The following is a 17,101-nucleotide window of genomic DNA, read 5'->3' as shown; positions in this document are numbered from 1 at the left end:
TGCGGGCGGGCACGGAACGGGGGTGGTGGAAGGCGGGGGTGCGGAGGTGCGGGCGGGGCGCCCGGACAGGGATCCGGGTGCCCCGCCGGGGGGCGTCGGCCTCGCTGCCGCGGGGCCGGTCGGATCAGCCCTGGTTGAAGACGAACTGCGTGCCGGGCTGCGAGCAGATGTCGCCCTTGGCGGAGTTCGTGACGGTGACGTTCGTGAGGGTGGCGCTGCCGCGGGCACCGCTCATGGCGAGGACTCCGCAGCCGTTGAGCGACTTGTCGATCTTGACGTTCGTGACCTTGACGTTCGGCATGGCGCCGCCGCCGGTCTTGAACTGGATGCCGTCGTAGGTCGACTCGTGGATCTCGGTGTCGCGGATGGTCACGCCCGGGATGTCCGGCCCCTGGGCGAAGAGGGTGATGGCGCCGAACTCCTGGTCCTCGTTCCAGAACGCGCCGCCCGTGCGGTACAGGGCGTTGTTGGCGATGAGGGTCTGCCCGGTGAAGGGCAGCGGGTCGTGGTCGGTGGCGAGCATGATGCCCGGGTAGTTCATGGTGTCGGCGATCACGTTGTTCTCGATCGTGTTGCCGTAACCGCCGTAGACCGCGATGCCGTTGGCCCGCCAGGGCAGCTGGACGGTGTTGTTGCGGAAGTGGTTGTCGTGGCCGACGTCGACGGAGGTGTCCTTGACGTACTTGCTGGCCCACACCGCGAGGGCGTCGTCGCCGGTGTTGCGGAAGGAGGAGTCGTAGACGGTGGAGTTGCGGGTTCCGTTGGCGAAGTTGATGCCGTCGGCGTAGGTGTTGCGGATCCGCATGCCGGTGAACTCCAGGCCGTCGCCCGGCCCCCACAGCTCGGGGATGTTGGAGTAGTCGCGGCCCGCCCACACGCCGACGTTGGCGTGCTCGATCCAGACGTTGCTGATCTTCGTGTTCTTGCCGAAGCGGCCGTTGAGGCCGACGCCGCCCTCGGCGTTGCCGTCACCGCCGCGGATCGTGCCCGAGCCGAAGATGGCGATGTCCGAGATCTTGGTGTTGTCGTCGATGTCGAAGCCGAAGTTGCCCTCGTGCGGGTGGTTGATGCCGTTCGCCAGGTGCGGCGGGGTCAGCGTGTAGAGCTGGGAGTGCCACATGCCCGCGCCGCGGATGGTGACGTCCCGGATGCCGACCTGGTTGTGGGTGCCGCGGTTCAGCGGGTCGTCGGTGAGGATCTTCTGCTCCTGGCGCCACTGGCCGGCCGGGATCCACACACAGGGGATCTCGCCCTTCTGATCGGCGGTGACGGCGCGCTGGAGGGCGTCGGTGTCGTCGATGCCGTCGTTGGGGACGGCCCCGTACTCGGTGATCGAGACGCACTCGGCGGGCTTGGCGGCCGCGGGTGCGACCTGCTCCAGGTCGATCAGGTCGACGACGTAGAACGCGGCGGTGTCGCCCGCGTCGCGCTGGAGGCGGAACTTCGTGCCGGCCGGGTAGGACTGGGTCAGCAGGGCGTTGGACTCGTCGAAGAGCCGCCGCGCGTCACCGCCGGGGGTGTTGGTGAGCCCCTCCGGCTGGTCGGTGTTGCCGTAGAGCCAGCTGTGCTTGGAGGAGAGGGTCAGCTTCCGCACGAACTGGCCGTTCGCGTAGAGGCTGAGCGTGGCCTCCTGGCCGCCGCCGCCCGGGGCGTCCGGGATGGAGTTCCGTACGACGATGGAGTTCGCGGCGTTGGTGGAGGTGAACTCCACGTAGTCGCCGGTGGAGTTGAGGCGCACCGACTCGCGGCCCGAGGACTCGGTGGCGTAGTTGGTGTGGCCGAACGGACGGGTGGAGTCGGTGTACAGCAGCGAGCCGCGGTAACTGGCCTTCTCCGCCTCGTACTCCGTGTACGGGACGGCCGCGCCGCGCCCCACGACGAGGGAGCGGCCGAAGACGTTGTTGTTCTCGTTCGTCTCGGTCACGGTGCCGGTGGCGTCGGCGGTCGCGGTCAGCGTGACGCCGCCGTTGGTGGCCGTCCACGTGCCGCTGAGGGCGACGTTCGCCGTGTCGCCGGCGGCGATGGCCGGGGTCGTGCCCGACAGGGTGGTCGTCCCGGCCGTGAGCCGGGTGACGCTGCCGGCCGGGACCGCGGAGGTGCCGCGGTTCTTGACGGCGACCGTGAAGGAGACGGGCGCCCCGACGGCGGGGGTGGCCGGGTTGGGGGTGATGCCGGTGACCGTGAGGTCCGGGCCGGGGGTCTGGGTGACCGTCAGCTTGTTCGTCGCGGTCCGGCTGTTGTTGCCGTTGTCGAGCTCGGGCACCGTGTCGGTCGGGTCGACGGCGGCCGAGACCGTGTAGGAGCCCATCGGGCGCTTGCCGATGGGGACGTTCACGGTCGTCGACTGGCCCGCGGCGAGCACGGGCACCGGGGCGGATCCCGCGACCGTGCCCTCGGCGCTGACGTTCACGGTCGTCGCCGCGGCGGCGGCCGTGCCCGCGTTGCGGACGGTGACCTTGGCGGTCACGTCGTCCGCCTCGGACGGGGTGGCCGGCTCCCAGGTCAGGTCGTTGACGACGAAGTCGGGGGCGGGCGCGGCCTTGCCGAGGACCTGGATCTCCGCCACCTGGACGCCCGGGGCGCCGGTGTTGGAGAAGCCGGTGAGCCGCAGGTCGGACACCCGGCCGGTGACCGGGATGGTGACGGTGTTCTGCCCGGCCGAGGGGCTGAAGACGTAGTCGGCGCGCGCCTTCAGCGTGGTGAAGCCGCCGGCCGCCGAGGCCCGGCCGAGGACTTCGAGGGACTGGGTCCGCGGGCCCCAGGCGGCGTCCGGGTTGAGTTTGACGACGACGGCCTCGACGTCGGCGTCCGAGCCCAGCTTGACGGTCAGCGAGCCGGGGAAACCGGCCGACTCCCAGTAGGTGGAGGTGCTGTCGTCGTTGGCGTTGGCCGCGGTGTAGTTCTGGGTCGCGGAGCTGGCCTCGATCGGCTTGTTCCGCGCCAGGTTGGTGCCGGTGACCGGCGGCGGGTCGCCCGGGTCGCCGCCGTCGGCCTCCCCGTAGATCTCCAGTTCGGAGAGCTGCGCGGCGTTCCAGCCCGTGTTGGAGGCCACCTGGACCCGGACGAAGCGGGCCGTCGCGGAGGGCAGGTCGAGGGCGACCGTGTTGGCGGCGGACGGCGTGAACGACCGGGTCTGCGCCGCGGTGATGGTGCTGAAGGTGCTGCCGTCGGCGCTGCCGAGGACGGCGAGGGACTGGTTGCGCGCCTCCCAGCCGGTGGGCAGCTTCAGCGCGAGGCGGTCGAGGTCGACCTGGGTGCCCAGATCGACCTGGACCCACTGCGGGAAGGAGCCCGACGGGCCTTCCCAGTAGGACTGCTGGCTGCCGTCGGTGACGTTGGAGGCCGGGTAGCCGCCGTTCGCACCGCCGGCCGTCGCCGCCCGGCCGAGGGCGAGGTTGGTCTCGCCCGCGGCCTGCGCGGGGACGGGGAGCAGTCCTACGGAGATCAGGCCTGCCGTCAGCAGACCGACCCCCAGACGCCTGCTCGGATGTATGCGTCTCATGGTGACCTCTCCGCGATGCGGGCGTGGCCCGTGGCCCGTCTCCGTGCGTGCGGTCCCCCGGCGCGGCACGCGGCAGGGGAGCTCGGACGAGTTCGACAGGGTCACGCGCCTGGAGCCCGACATGACTCCGACAAGGATCAAATGACAGCTAGCCATCTTCTTGAGTAACTCTGTGACTCATTTGCGCCGTCAGCCCGCAAGGTTTCTACTGGATGACGACTTTGTCAACGGTCCTCGTTCACTTGCAAACATCCGTCATGTTTCGGAAACGCCGACGGCACCGGTGTCGGAGCCGCGCGGGGCGGTGACACCGGTGCCGTCGGGTGAGAGGCGGTCAGTTGTATGGGTCGCGAACGGAGTCGACGATCGTCCGGGGCGGGGTCGGGGCCCGGCGGATCAGCGCGGGGTCGGCGGGGCGGTCGATCCGCGGACGACGAGCTCGGGCTCGAAGAGCAGCTCGCCGGGGTGCTGCTGCGTGCCCCGGATCTGCGCGATGAGCAGGTCGACGGCGGCGCGGCCCATGGCCTCGATCGGCTGACGGACCGTCGACAGCGGAGGTTCCGTGCAGGTCATGAGGGCGGAGTCGTCGAAACCGACCACCGAGACGTCCCCGGGCACGGAGAGCCCGCGCCGCCTGGCCGCCCTGATCGCGCCGAGTGCCAGGGGGTCGCTGCCGCAGGCGATGCCGGTCACCCCGCGGGCCAGGAGGCGCGCGGTGGCGGCCTGCCCGCCCTCCAGCGAGAAGATCGACCGCTCGACGAGGTCGTCGGACCAGGGCATGCCGGCCGCCGCGGCGGCCGCACGGGCGGCCTCCACCTTGCGGCGCGACGGAATGTGGTCCTCCGGGCCCACCACCAGGCCGATCCGCTCGTGACCCAGCGAGCTGAGGTGCCGCCAGGCCTGCTCGATGGCGACGGCGTCGTCGCAGGAGACGCAGGGCAGGTCGAGGCCCTCGATCGACGCGTTGACGAGGACGACGGGGATGCTGCGCTCGGCCAGCCGGTAGTAGTGGTCGTGCGGGGCGTCGGCCTGCGCGAAGAGTCCGCCGGCGAAGACCACTCCGGAGACCTGCTGCTGGAGCAGCAGTTCGACGTAGTCGGCCTCGGAGACACCCCCCTTGGTCTGGGTGCAGAGCACCGGGGTGAGCCCCTGCTGCGCCAGCGCACCACCGATGACCTCGGCGAACGCCGGGAAGATCGGGTTCTGGAGCTCGGGCAGCACGAGGCCGACGAGTCGGGCGCGCTCGCCCCGCAGCTGCGTCGGCCGTTCGTAGCCGAGCACGTCGAGCGCCGTCAGCACGGACCGCCGGGTCGCCTCCGAGACCCCGGGCTTGCCGTTGAGGACACGGCTCACCGTCGCCTCGCTGACCCCCACCTTCTTCGCCACCTGAGCAAGTCGTCGCGTCATACACGCAACTCTAGCGCAAACAACGCAAGAGAATTGCGCCAATCTGACGACCGATGAAACCGGTCAGCGCAAACCGTGCGGTGCTCCGGTACGACCCGCCGTCACCGCCCCAGGGTGGCCGGCGCGTCCGGCGCGGGGCAGATCCTGTCCCCCCGGTGGTCGAAGACGTACAGCCGCTCCAGATCCACCAGCAGCGGGACCTGGGCACCCACCCGCGGCGGCCGCCCCTGGGGTCCGGTCCGCACCACGAGGTCACCGTGCGCACGGCCGCGGCGCTCCCCGTCCGCGAGTCCGCCGGCCGCGTCCCGCTCCTCGGCCCGGGGATGCGGCGGCCCGGCCGGGGCGGTCCCCCTCCGGGCCGCGCCCCGGCCGAACCCGCGCCACCACGGATCGCTCCGGCGCCGGGGCGCCGCGCGGGCGCGGGCCGCCTCCAGGTCGGCCACGGACGCCGGCCGGGAGCCGGTGTCCAGGTGCACCAGCACCTCGTGTCCCTGGTACTCGACGTGCTCCACGACACCGACCAGCGGCACCTCGCCCGGTCGCGCCCGGCCGGGGGCGGCGAGGCGCACGGCCTCCGGGCGCAGTCCGACCGTGATGCGGAGCCCCTGCTGGATGCGGAGCAACTGGTGGTCGACGCTCAGCGGCTCGGGCAGCGCCAGGCTCTGGGGTCCGAGGACGAGCCGCATGGGCCCGTCGAGCGGGGCGTGCACGAGGCCTTCGAGGAGGTTGATGCGCGGAGTCCCGACGAAGGCGGCCACGAACACGTTCGCGGGCCGGGCGTACAGCTCCCTGGGCGGGCTGACCTGCTGGAGGACCCCTTCGCGGATGACCGCGACGCGGTCGCCCAGCGACATCGCCTCCGCCTGGTCGTGGGTGACGTAGACCGTCGTCACGTCGAGCTCCGCGGTCAGCCGCGCGATCTCGGCGCGCAGGTGACCGCGGAGCTTGGCGTCCAGGCTGGAGAGCGGTTCGTCCATCAGGAAGACCGAGGGTCTTCGGGAGATCGCCCGCCCCATGGCCACCCGCTGCCGCTCACCGCCGGACATCTGGCCGGGTCTTCGGTCCAGCAGGTCCTCGACGGACAGCATCCGGGCGGTCGCCACCACACGCGGGTCGGGGTCGGCCGAGGGGTCCTTCAGCCGCAGCGGGAAGCCGATGTTGTCGCGTGCCGTCATGGCGGGGTAGAGCGCGAAGTTCTGGAACACCATGGCGATGTCGCGCTCGCGGGCGGTCATGTGGTTCGCGAGCCGGTCGTCGAGGTACAGCTCTCCCTCGCTGATGTCCTCGAGGCCGGCGATCATGCGCAGGACCGTCGACTTGCCGCAGCCCGAGGGCCCCAGCAGGACGAGGAACTCGCCGGGCCCGACGGTGAGCGAGAGGTTCCGCACCACCGGAGCGCCGGAGTCGGGGAACCTCTTGCTGACGTTCCGTAGCGTGATGGTGCGGCTCATGCGGACCTCCGCCTGGCGTCGGTGGGATGGGAGGGGCGCCGCCCGTCCTGGGAGGCCGCCGCGGGGCCCCGCGGTGGGCGCGGGCGCGGTGCCGCGCCCACCGGAGGATCGGGGGCGTCCCCGCGGGCGGCCGTGCCGTCAGGACCAGGGCGAGGGCGCCGGGGGTGCGACGACCGGCGGCCGGTCGTCGCAGGTGATCGTGTTGGGCAGGAGCCAGGGCGCCAGCCAGCCGCCGTCGTTGCCGCCGCGGTCGGTGAGGGTGAACTCCGAGCCCGTGGAGGGGAAGTGGAACGAGCCGCAGTTGTTGACCCCGACGGCTCCGACGTTGCGGGCGTCGACGTTCTCGAAGGTCGCCGAGCCGGCCGTGCGGGCGCTGACCACGGAGTTCCCGGTGCCGTCGACGCGGATGTCCTTGAAGTGGACCGACGGGATGCCGTAGCGGTCCTTCACCCCGTACTCGCTGACCAGCATGATCGCGTTGTGGGTGGAGTCGAGGTAGTGGTCCCCGGTGACCCGTACGTCGGCGTCGATCGAACCGTCGAGCGCGTAGAACCAGAGGGCTCCGAGTCCGATCCGCCAGTTGAGGTCGAGGGTGCCGGCCCGGACGGTGGTGTTGTCGGTGAAGCGGAGCGTCCCGGTGAAGGGTTCGGCTCCGAAGCGGGCGCCCGCGTGGAGTCCGCTGCCCTCGCGTACGGGGTCGGCGACGAGGTTGCCGGTGACGGTCGTGTCGGCTCCGCCGTAGACGGCGATCCCGTTGGCGAGGGTGGGTGACTGGACGGTGTTGCGGGCGACGGTGTTGCGGGCGTCGGCGGTCTTCTCCGACCAGAGGGCGATGCCGTCGTCGCCGGTGTTGCGGATGAAGTTGTCGCGGACGAGCGAGTCGGTGACCCCGGTGTGGAAGTTGAGGGCGTCGGCGATCTGGTCGGTGACGATGTTGTTCACGACCTTGACGTTCCGCATCGGGCCGTCGAACCAGAGGCCCACCTTGGTGTGGTGGAGGTGGAGGCCGTCGATGGTGGAGTCGCTCATGGCCCCGCCGACGGCGTTCACCTGGTCGGTGTCGACGCGCTCGCGGACGTCGCCCTCGATGGCGAACCCGCGCAGGTGGACGTTGCGGCTGCCGCCCTCGGCCGCGGGCTTCCCGTAGAGGCCGACGCCGGTGTGCCGGGAGCCGTCGGGGGCGGGTTCGGCGAGGGTGACCTGACGGCCCTTGAGGACGGTGTGCCAGTTGCCGGCGCCCACGAGGGTGACGTCGTCGACGACGATGTGCCGGTCGACGCGGAAGGTGCCCGGCGGGAGGTAGACGGGGCGGTCCAGGCGGCGGGCGAGGGCGATGGCCCGCTCGATGGCGGGGGCCGCGTCCCGGCGGCCGGTGGGGTCGGCGCCGAGCAGGCGCACGTCGACGCCGCCCCGCTCGACGTGCGGCGGGGCGACCAGCTCGGTGTCGAGGAGGTCGATGACCGTCCAGGCGGCCGGGCTGCCGGCCGGCACCGTGAGCCGTACCTTCTCCCCCGCGCGGTGGGTCGTGCCGAGGAGCAGGCGCTGCTCGTCGTAGAAGTGGGTGGGCCGGAAGGGCTTGGGGAACTCGGGCGCGGGTGTGGTGGCGGCCGGCACGCAGGAGCACTCGGCGAGCCACCAGTCCGGGTGGAGCAGGTCGGCGCCGGGGTCGTTGGTGAAGGGGTACTGGTTGTAGAGCCAGGAGTACTGCGAGGTGAGCGTCATCGTGCGGCGGTCGCGGCCGGCGGAGACGTCCAGCGGGGCGGTGATCCCGCCGCCGCCGGCCGCGTCGGGGATGCTGTAGCGCACGGTCAGGGCGTTGGCCGCGCGGGGCAGGGTGAACTCGACGTACTGGCCGGGGACGAGCCGGACCGCCTTCCGGCCGGAGGCCTCCGAGGCGAGGGTGTACGGGGTGCGGTCCGGGCCGATGACGGTGCCGGTGGAGCGGGCGTTCTCCGCCTCCTGCTCGTCGAAGGCGACGTCGGCGCCGCGTCCGGCCACCAGCGCGGGGTCGAGTGCCGCACGGGTGGTGACGGGCGTACCGGACCGGGGGGCCGGGGCGGCGCCGGCGGTGGTGACGGCCGTCTGGCCGAGGCAGAGGAGGGCGCAGGCGACGGCGGTGGCTCTGGCACCGGCGCGGACGCGCGGACGGACGCGGCTGGGGATCATCTGGGCTCGCTTCTCGGACGGTGGGGACCCGCGGCGGACGGGCGTCGCCGCGGGTGGGGCGAGGCGCGCGGCGACCGGGTGGGGAGGGTGCGCCGCGCGCACGGAAGCCCCGCTCCCGGCCCCCCACGGAACGGGATCGGGGCTTCCGTCACGGCCGGGTCAGGTCCCGGCCTCGACCACCGTGCGCCGTGGCCGACGGAGTCGGCTGAGCGGCCTCGGCCGCACGGTGGGGTCTTTCCACGGGCCGCCGTCCGCGCCCGCGTGCGGGCGGGGGCGGGGCTGCCGGAGCGGCCCCGGCTCAGGCGCGCAGCCAGGCGGCGGTGTCCGGGGGGAGGGTGCCGTCGGGGGCGAGGGGGCCGCTGGTGAGCAGGAGTGCGGAGTGGGCGGGGAGTTCCGCGGCGTCCGGGGAGAGGTTGACGACGCAGATCAGGCCGTGGTCGCGGGCGAAGGCGAGGACGCCGTCCCCGGCGGGGAGCCAGCTGAGCGGGCCGTCGCCGAAGCCGGGGACGGTGCGGCGCAGTTCGAGGGCGGTGCGGTAGAGGGTGAGCATGGAGTCGGCGTCGGAGCGCTGCCGGTCGACGGCGTAGCGGGCCCAGTCGGCGGGCTGCGGGAGCCACGGGTCCGATCCGGCGCCGAAGCCGTACGAGGGTGCCTCGGCCTCCCAGGGGAGGGGGACGCGGCAGCCGTCGCGGCCGGGGTCGCTGCCGCCGGAGCGGAAGTGCATGGGGTCCTGGATGCGGTCCCGGGGGACGTCGGCCTCGGGCAGGCCGAGTTCCTCGCCCTGGTAGAGGTAGACGGAGCCGGGCAGGGCGAGGGTGAGGAGCGCGGCGGCGCGGGCGCGGCGGGTGCCGAGTTCCAGGTCGGTGGGGGTGCCGAAGGCCTTGGTGGCGAAGTCGAAGGCGGTGTCGGTGCGGCCGTAGCGGGTGGCGGTGCGGGTGACGTCGTGGTTGCAGAGCACCCAGGTGGCGGGGGCGTGGACCGGGGCGTGTTCGGCGAGGGTGTCGTCGATGGTGCGGCGGAGCCGGTCCGGCTCCCAGGGGCAGGCGAGGAAGTTGAAGTTGAAGGCCGTGTGGAGCTCGTCGGGCCGGAGGTAGCGGGCGAAGCGTTCGGCGTCGGGGAGCCAGACCTCGCCGACGAAGACGCCGTCGTACGCGTCGGCTATCGCGCGCCAGGAGCGGTAGACGTCGTGGATCTCGTCCTGGTCGATGTACGGGTGGGGGTCGACGCCCTCGACGAAGTCGCGGAGGTCGGGGTCCTTGGTGAGGAGGGCGGCGGAGTCGATGCGGACGCCGGCGACGCCGCGCTCGAACCAGAAGCGCAGGACGTCCTCGTGCTCGCGGCGGACGTCGGGGTGGGACCAGTTGAGGTCGGGCTGCTCGGGCGTGAAGAGGTGGAGGTACCACTCGCCGTCGGGGACGCGGGTCCAGGTGGTGCCGGAGAACTGGGAGGGCCAGTCGTTGGGCGGGAGTTCGCCGTGCTCGCCGCGGCCGGGCCGGAAGTGGAAGCGGGCCCGTTCGGGGCTGCCGGGTCCTGCGGCGAGGGCGGCGCGGAACCAGGCGTGCTGGTCGGAGACGTGGTTGGGGACGATGTCGACGATGACGCGCAGGCCGAGTTCGGCCGCTTCGGCGATGAGCTTCTCGGCCTCGTCGAGGGTGCCGAAGGCGGGGTCGATGGCCCGGTAGTCGGCGACGTCGTAGCCGCCGTCGACCATCGGCGAGGCGTACCAGGGGGTGAACCAGACCGCGTCGACGCCGAGTTCGGCGAGGTGGGGCAGTCTCGCCCGGACGCCCGCGAGGTCTCCGGTGCCGTCGCCGTCGCCGTCGGCGAAACTGCGCGGGTAGACCTGGTAGATGACGGCGTCGCGCCACCAGTCGGCGGTGCGGGACGGCGAGGAGGCTGCCACGGAACGGTCCTTTCGGGCAGGTCGGGGTTCTTCGCCGCCGTCCCGGAGAGCGGGGGCAGGATGGGCCGGGACGGCGGCGAAGGCTTCGGGAGGAGGGCGGTGGCGCGGGGTCAGCCCTTGAGGCTGCCGGCGGTGAGGCCGCCCATGATGTTGCGCTGGAAGACGAGGAAGACGAGCAGCGTCGGGAGGGACGCGATGGTGAGGGCGGCGATGAGGATGTTCACCGGGACCCCGTTGGAGAGCGAGTAGATGCCCACGTTGAGGGTCTGCTTCGCCGGGTCGGGGAGGGTGAGCATCGGCCAGAGGAAGTCCTTCCACACGCCGACCACCGCGAAGATCGACACCACGCCGAGGATCGGCCGGGAGATCGGGAGGACGATCGACCACAGGATCCGCAGGGGGCTCGCGCCGTCCATGGAGGCGGCGTCGAGGAGTTCCTTCGGGATGGAGTCGAAGAACCGCTTCAGCAGGAAGATGTTGAAGGCGTTGGTGACGGACGGCAGCCAGATCGCCCACGGGGTGTTGAGCAGGTTCCGCTCGACGATCGGGACGTCGAGGACGGTCAGGTACTGGGGGACGACGAGGACCGTCGCCGGGATCATCAGGGTGGCGAGCATCAGTCCGAGGATCGCCTTGCCGAGCACCGGACGCAGCTTGGACAGCGAGTAGGCCGCCGCGACGTCGAGGACGAGCTGGAAGGCGAGGGCGCCGAAGGCGTAGTAGAAGGTGTTGAGCAGCAGCGAGGACAGGTCCATGACCTCCCAGGCGCGGCTGTAGTTCTCGGGGGTGAAGCTCTCCGGCACCAGGCTGGGCGGGGTCCTGACGACCTCCTGGGTGTCCTTGAACCCGCTGGATATCAGCCAGTACAGGGGGCCGAGGAACACCAGGGTGAAGCCGCCGGTGACGAGGGTGAAGGCGCTCCAGTAGAGGCGCTTGCCGCGGCTCTTGGCGAGGACGGCCGGCGAGATGAGCGTACGTGTGGACATGCTGGTCTCCCGGTCCTACTCTTCCTCGGCGCGGCTGAGCTTGACGTACGCCGCCGAGAAGCCGGCGAGCAGTACGAGCAGGAGCAGGCCGAGGGCCGCCGCGGCGCCGTAGTTGTTGAAGTTGAAGGCGTACTGGTAGATGAGGTAGACGACCGTGGTGGTGGACCCCTCGGGTCCGGCGCCGCCGGTGAGCAGGAACGGCTCGACGAAGACCTGCATGGTCGCGATGATCTGCATGAGCAGCATCAGCGAGAGGATGAGGCGGGTCTGCGGGATCGTCACGTGCCAGATCTTGCGGAACAGGCCGGCGCCGTCGAGCTCGGCGGCCTCGTACAGCTCGCCCGGGATGCCCTGGAGCGCGGCGAGGTAGATCAGGGTCGCGCCGCCCATGTTCATCCAGGTCGAGGCGAGGACGAGGGAGAACATCGCGATGTCCGCGTCCTGGAGCCACTGCTGTTCGGGCAGGTGGAGGAGGCCGAGCAGCTCGTTGAGGAGGCCGTAGCCCGGGTCGTACAGGTACTGGAAGAGCAGGACCGCGGCGACCGGCGGGAGCATGACGGGCAGGTAGACCAGGAGCCGCAGGTAGCTCTTGCCGTGCCGGAACTCGTTGATGGTGATCGCCAGGACGAACGGGACGGCGAAGCCGAGGACCAGCGCGAGGGCGGTGTACCAGAGGGTGTTGCCCCAGGCCTGCCAGAAGGCCGGATCGTTGAAGACGGTGCGGAAGTTGTCCAGTCCGACCCAGACGGACTCGCCGCTCTCGGTCTTCTGGAAGGCCAGGAGGAACTCCCTGACCATCGGATACCAGGAGAACAGGGCGAAGCAGACGACGGCGCCGATGAGGAAGCCGTGGGCGGTGAGGTTCCGCCGCAGGTTCTTGGCGAAGGCGCCGCCGGGGGCGCCGGGGCCCTGCTGGCGCGGCGTGGAGTGGCGGGGACGCGCCGCCTTGCTCGGGGTCAGGCTCGGGGCCGACATGCGTGCTCCTCGGTACGGGACTGCCGGGTCTGCCGGCGGGTCGGGCGTTCCGGGCGGGGCGGGCGTGGAGGACGCCCGCCCCGCCCGGTTCCGTCACTGGTTGGCCAGGACCTGGTTGACCTGCGTCTCGGCGGTCGACAGGAGCTTGTCGACGTCGGCGTCCTTGTTGGTGAGGAGACCGGACATCACGTTGTCGAGCACCTTGTAGACCTCCTGGGCCTTCGGCGGCTCGGCCTTGCCGGGGACGGGGCTGTCCATGAACGCCTTGAAGTTGGCGACCGGCATGGTGGCGTTCTGGACGCGGGAGGCGTCGTCCTCGGTCTTGGACTCGTTCAGCCAGAAGTTCGGCTGCGGGAGGCCGACCGGCAGGCTGTCGGCCTTGGTGCGGGCCCAGTCGAACTGTCCCTTGCCGACGGTGGTGAACTTGAAGTTGAGCCAGGCGATGCCGGCCTTGACCTTGTCGGGCGAGATGCCCTTCTTGATCATGTACCCGTTGCCGCCGGCCAGGGTGTTCTTGCCGCCGGGGATCGGGCCCATGCCGAAGTTCTCGTACTTGGCGCCCAGCTGCTGGACCATGTACGTGATGTCGTCGGGGGCGGCGAGGAACATGCCGAGCTTGTCGGTGGCTATCTGCTTCTGCAGGTCGCCCCACTTGAGCAGCTGGGTCTTGCCCATGCTGTCGTCCTCCCAGCGCATGGCGTGGAGGTTCTTCGCGATCTGCTTGCCGAACTCGTTGTTGAACGCCGCCTTCTTGCCGCTCGCGTCGACGATGTCCCCGCCGAGGCTGTACATCTGGGCGGTGAAGTGCCATCCGCCGGTGTTGCCGGCGCTGTACTCGCCGAAGCCCGAGACGCCCTCGCCGAGGCCCGCGATCTTCTTCGCGGCGGCGCGGACCTCCTCCCAGGTCTTCGGCGGGGTGTCGGGGTCGAGCCCGGCGTCCTTGAAGAGCTTGCGGTTGATCAGCAGGCCCATCGTGTAGTTGCTGGTGGGCAGGCCGTACAGCTTGCCGTCCTGCTTGAGGGTGCCGAGGACGTTCGGGTCGATGTCCTTGAGCCCCGGGACCGTCTTGTCGGTCACGTACGCGGAGATGTCCTCGGCGCCGTTCTCCGACAGGACCTGCGGGAGGTCCGTGAAGTAGGTGTAGAAGACGTCCGGCTGCGACTTGGCCTTGAGCATCGCGGTGAAGCGCGGCGGCTCCAGGCACTGACCGGGGGTGGAGCGGCCCTCGATGGTGACGTTCGGGTACGTCTTGTTGAACTCGGCGACGTCCTCCTTCCACTCCTTGAGCTCGGCCGCCTTGGCCGCCGGGGGCATGCAGTCGATCGTGAGGGACACCTTGGTCTTGGGGTCCAGCGGAGCGGAGGCGTCGGACGAGCCGGTCTGCTGCGAAGTACCGCCGCCGTCGTCGTCGCTGCTGCTCGTGCCGCAGGCGGCGAGAGCGGTGAGCGTCATCGCGGAGACGAGGGTGACCGCGCTGGCGCGGCGGGTACGGCGGAGCCTGGCACTTCTCATCGAGTGGTCCCCTTCGGGCAAGAACGTGGAGGTCGCCCCACCGGAGTCGGCGACTGCGTGGTGGGGCGCGGCACACTCAACCACCCCCAACAAGTGAACGCAAGATATCGCGCTCATTTCGTAATTGCTCGACAACTCGATTCCTGTCGGACTGTTGGGGGCAGGGCCCTACGCCACACAGGAGCCGCGCGCCGAGACGCGAGGCCAGGAGCAGCTGGGGCGCGGGACTGTCACCGCACCGAGACCTGCGGAATGCAGTGCATCATTTGCAAGATCTCTTCAAGTTCTTCCAGGCGTCCGTTACCTTGGCGTACCCGACCCACCGCCGCCGACGCACCGTCTCAGCCCCCTGTGCCTCTCCCCCGGCTCCGTCAGGCCCCGTCCCGTCGCTCCAGATCCTGGAGCGCACGGGCCTTCTGGGCGGCGACCCTGCGGGCCTCCCGCAGGGCGTGCTCCGCCGCGGTCACCTCCTTGCCCGCCGCCGTGGCCGCCGTCCGCGCCTCCTGCCTGGCCCGTCGCGCCGCGTGCAGCTCCCGCTCCAGCCGACCGACCCGCTCGGCCGAGGAGTCGGCCTCCTCCACCGCGGCCTGCCGGGCCTCACGCGCCCCGGCGAGCTCGCGCTCCCTCCGGGCGACGTCGCCGTCGGCCTCCCCCGCCTCCGTACGGGCGCGTTCCAGCGCGCGCCGGCGCCGCGCGTCCCCGCCCCGGGCCGGCTTCCGCCCCGCGGCCGAGCGGCCGACGGCTCCGGTCGGCTCCTCGCCCTCCCCCGCGTGGCCGCGCCTCTCCGCCCGGCCCTCCGCCGTCCCGGCTCCGGAGGCCCCGGCGGTCTCCGCCGGCGGGGGGACCGGAGGCCGACGGGGCGGCACGGCCTCCGGCGCGACCGCGGGGAAACCGACGGCCGCCTCGGGCGTCCTGACGAGCCGCCCCCTCGCCCACTGCTCGGCCACCTCCCGGTCGGCGAGGACGGCGTGCAGGGTCTGCTCGATCTCGTGCTGCACCGTGTCGCTCACGGACAGCCCCGCCTCCCCCGCGAGCGCGGCGGCCGTGCGGGCGAGCGCGGCGATCAGCTCCTGCCGCTGCGCACCCGCCGCCCGCAGCTGCTCGGCGTCGAGCGTCCGGTAGGCCTCCCTGAGGGTCGTCCCCAGGGCGAGGAACTGCTGGGCCTCCCGCTGCCGCTGCCGCGCCAGCCGGTTCGCCGCCCACGCGGCGATGGACGGGCGCCGCAGCGCGGCGACGGCCTTGGCGGCCCGCGCGTCCTTGGCCGCGCGGGCCCGGGCTACGTACGTGTCCCGCGCGGCCACGAACTCCGCCGGCCTCAGCCCGTACAGCTCCTCGGCGACTTCCTCGACATCCACGGGCCCACTCTGCGCCGACCGTGCCCGGAGGCGGGGATCCCGCTCGCCGCCTCCGCCGGATGCCCGGTCCGATCACCCTCGCGGGCGGATGATCGGTCGGCCCGTCCCCGGGTGCGGCGCCGGGGCGGCCGGGACGTGTCCTCGGCGCGCGCCGGGGACGGCCGGGTCGTCTCCCCCGGTGCGTCACGGACGGCGAGGGGACCCCGGAGCGGGCGCCCGTGACGGCCGGGTCGTCGCTCAGGTCTCGTCCAGCGGGCGGGTGGCGGGCCCCTGGAGGACGCTGCCGTCGGCCGCGAACCGCGAGCCGTGGCAGGGGCACTCCCAGGTGCCCTCGGTCTCGTCGAAGCCCAGCTCACAGCCCCGGTGGGTGCAGCGCGGGGCCGTCCGCCGACCGGCCGCGTAGTGGCGCGCCACCTCGGACTGGCGGCGGACGACGCCGGGGATCTCCCGTACCGGCAGGTGGCGGCGCGGGTCGACCAGCTCGGTCCAGGCGGGGCGCGGGGCGCCGGTCACATGGGCGGCGAGGAGCGGGCCCGCGGCGATGCCGTTGCTGAGGCCCCAGCCTCCGAAGCCGGTCGCGAGGAACACGTGCTGCGTGTCCGGGTGCTCGTGGCCCACGCAGGGCATCCCGTCCGGCGTGTACACGTCCTGGGCCGCCCACCGGTGGGTCTCCGAGGCCTCGGCGAAGCCCGGCAGACGCCCGCGGGCCCAGGCCTCCAGCCGGTCGTACCGCTCGCGCACGCCCCCGCTCCCCGGCTCGGACGCCTCACCGGCCACCGTCAGCAGGCGCCTGCCGTCCGGCAGCGGGGCCGAACGCACCGAGCGGGTGCCGTCGTCGTCGACGGCCAGGTACATGCCGTACGGGGCGTGGTGCGCGTCCACGGACGCGGCGACGACCAGCTCGCGCCGCACCGACAGACGCACCAGGAGGCTGCTGTGGCAGCGGAGCGGGAAGTGGGTGGCGAGGACGACGTCCCGGGCGTGGACCGAGGTTCCGCCCGCCACGTCCAGTCGGCATGCGGCGCCGTCGTGGAGTCCGGTGACCCGCGTGCCCTCGTGGAGGCGGCCGCCCCGCGCGACGACGTCGTCCGCGAGGGCGAGGAGGAGGCGGCGCGGGTGGAACTGCAGCTGGTCCGCCACCCGCACGGCGGCCGCGACCGGGAACGGGAGCCCGGTCTCCGTGACGAAGGTCGCCTTCAGGCCGGCCTCGGCGGCGGCGTCCGCCTCCTCGCGGATCCCGGCCGCGCGTCCCTCGTCGACCGTGCAGGTGAAGGCGGGCCGGCGTTCGACGTCGGCGTCGACGTCGAGGTCCGCGCAGAGGGCCACGGCCCGGCGCAGGGCGTCCTCCTGCGCGTCGGCGTAGAGGGCGGCGGCCTCGACGTCCAGACGGTGCCGCAGGCGGGCGTAGCAGAGGCCGTGGAGGGAGGTCAGGGCGCCGGCCGCGTGCCCGGTCACCCCCGCCGCGACCCGGTCGGCCTCCAGGAGGACCACGTCGGCCCCGGCCAGGACCAGCTCCCGTGCGGCGCACACCCCGGCCACCCCGGCACCGACGACGGCGACGTCGGCGACGAGGTCGCCGTCCGGGGGCGGGTGGGGGGTGCCGGACGGCGGCGCCGACGTCATCCCGTACGGGGTCCCGGATCCGCGTCGCATGATGGCTCCTCTCCGCGGTGCCCGGCGGCCGGCACGCGGCGTTCCCCCTCTGTCTCCTTCCAGCGTCCGGCCGCCGTCCCGTTCCGGCCACTCCCGTGCGGCCCGGGGGACCCTGGAGGAGCGCGGGCCGTATCGGAGTGAAACGATTCACCACCCAGGTATCCCGTACCGGACCGCTGGACAGAGGAGGC

General features: G+C 72.4%; 10 protein-coding genes. All 10 read right to left on the bottom strand.

All coding sequences use genetic code 11. The features are described 5' to 3' along the window. Positions 1-124: 124 nt before the first annotated feature. A complete protein-coding gene (locus tag ACY0MR_RS31355) occupies positions 125-3,502 on the bottom strand; it encodes a CARDB domain-containing protein (protein WP_473556678.1) in 3,378 nt (1,125 codons plus the stop codon). A 396-nt stretch (positions 3,503-3,898) separates the two neighbouring features. Continuing rightward, complete coding sequence (locus tag ACY0MR_RS31350) at positions 3,899-4,909, bottom strand: LacI family DNA-binding transcriptional regulator (protein WP_388796412.1); 1,011 nt, start codon at positions 4,907-4,909, stop codon at positions 3,899-3,901. Between the two features lie 101 nt (positions 4,910-5,010). Next, the gene (locus tag ACY0MR_RS31345; RefSeq protein ID WP_473556675.1) at positions 5,011-6,360 is read right to left on the bottom strand and encodes an ABC transporter ATP-binding protein; all 1,350 of its coding nucleotides are present in this window, start codon (positions 6,358-6,360) and stop codon (positions 5,011-5,013) included. Between the two features lie 138 nt (positions 6,361-6,498). Continuing rightward, positions 6,499-8,526, bottom strand: a complete 2,028-nt coding sequence (locus tag ACY0MR_RS31340) for a glycosyl hydrolase family 28-related protein (protein WP_361851179.1) — start codon at positions 8,524-8,526, stop codon at positions 6,499-6,501. 298 nt (positions 8,527-8,824) lie between these two features. Beyond that, positions 8,825-10,429: a glycoside hydrolase family 13 protein gene (locus ACY0MR_RS31335; protein ID WP_388796403.1), complete on the bottom strand. Its 1,605-nt coding sequence runs from the start codon at positions 10,427-10,429 to the stop codon at positions 8,825-8,827. A gap of 110 nt (positions 10,430-10,539) precedes the next feature. Beyond that, a complete protein-coding gene (locus ACY0MR_RS31330; RefSeq protein WP_388796400.1) occupies positions 10,540-11,415 on the bottom strand; it encodes a carbohydrate ABC transporter permease in 876 nt (291 codons plus the stop codon). 15 nt (positions 11,416-11,430) lie between these two features. Beyond that, positions 11,431-12,390, bottom strand: coding sequence for a carbohydrate ABC transporter permease (locus ACY0MR_RS31325; protein WP_361851185.1), 960 nt, complete (start codon positions 12,388-12,390; stop codon positions 11,431-11,433). Positions 12,391-12,483: 93 nt separating this feature from the next. After that, entirely contained in the window at positions 12,484-13,902 is a 1,419-nt protein-coding gene (locus ACY0MR_RS31320; protein ID WP_388796396.1) for an extracellular solute-binding protein, read from the bottom strand. A gap of 371 nt (positions 13,903-14,273) precedes the next feature. Further along, positions 14,274-15,257, bottom strand: a complete 984-nt coding sequence (locus ACY0MR_RS31315) for a hypothetical protein (RefSeq protein WP_473556671.1) — start codon at positions 15,255-15,257, stop codon at positions 14,274-14,276. 237 nt (positions 15,258-15,494) lie between these two features. After that, on the bottom strand, positions 15,495-16,910 hold the full coding sequence (locus ACY0MR_RS31310; protein WP_473556668.1) for an FAD-dependent oxidoreductase: 1,416 nt from the start codon (positions 16,908-16,910) through the stop codon (positions 15,495-15,497). Between the last annotated feature and the right edge of the window lie 191 nt (positions 16,911-17,101).

The sequence above is a fragment of the Streptomyces sp. JN8 genome, from assembly GCF_055808075.1.
The sequence above is the reverse complement of the archived record's forward strand: the minus strand, read 5'-3'. Positions and strand labels throughout refer to the sequence as shown.

Excerpts from the sequence above, each read along its gene's own strand:
- ACY0MR_RS31355 (WP_473556678.1), bottom strand. The coding sequence starts at position 3,502 with ATGAGACGCATACATCCGAGCAGGCGTCTGGGGGTCGGTCTGCTGACG.
- ACY0MR_RS31350 (WP_388796412.1), bottom strand. The coding sequence starts at position 4,909 with ATGACGCGACGACTTGCTCAGGTGGCGAAGAAGGTGGGGGTCAGCGAG.
- ACY0MR_RS31345 (WP_473556675.1), bottom strand. The coding sequence starts at position 6,360 with ATGAGCCGCACCATCACGCTACGGAACGTCAGCAAGAGGTTCCCCGAC.
- ACY0MR_RS31340 (WP_361851179.1), bottom strand. The coding sequence starts at position 8,526 with ATGATCCCCAGCCGCGTCCGTCCGCGCGTCCGCGCCGGTGCCAGAGCC.
- ACY0MR_RS31330 (WP_388796400.1), bottom strand. The coding sequence starts at position 11,415 with ATGTCCACACGTACGCTCATCTCGCCGGCCGTCCTCGCCAAGAGCCGC.
- ACY0MR_RS31325 (WP_361851185.1), bottom strand. The coding sequence starts at position 12,390 with ATGTCGGCCCCGAGCCTGACCCCGAGCAAGGCGGCGCGTCCCCGCCAC.
- ACY0MR_RS31320 (WP_388796396.1), bottom strand. The coding sequence starts at position 13,902 with ATGAGAAGTGCCAGGCTCCGCCGTACCCGCCGCGCCAGCGCGGTCACC.
- ACY0MR_RS31310 (WP_473556668.1), bottom strand. The coding sequence starts at position 16,910 with ATGCGACGCGGATCCGGGACCCCGTACGGGATGACGTCGGCGCCGCCG.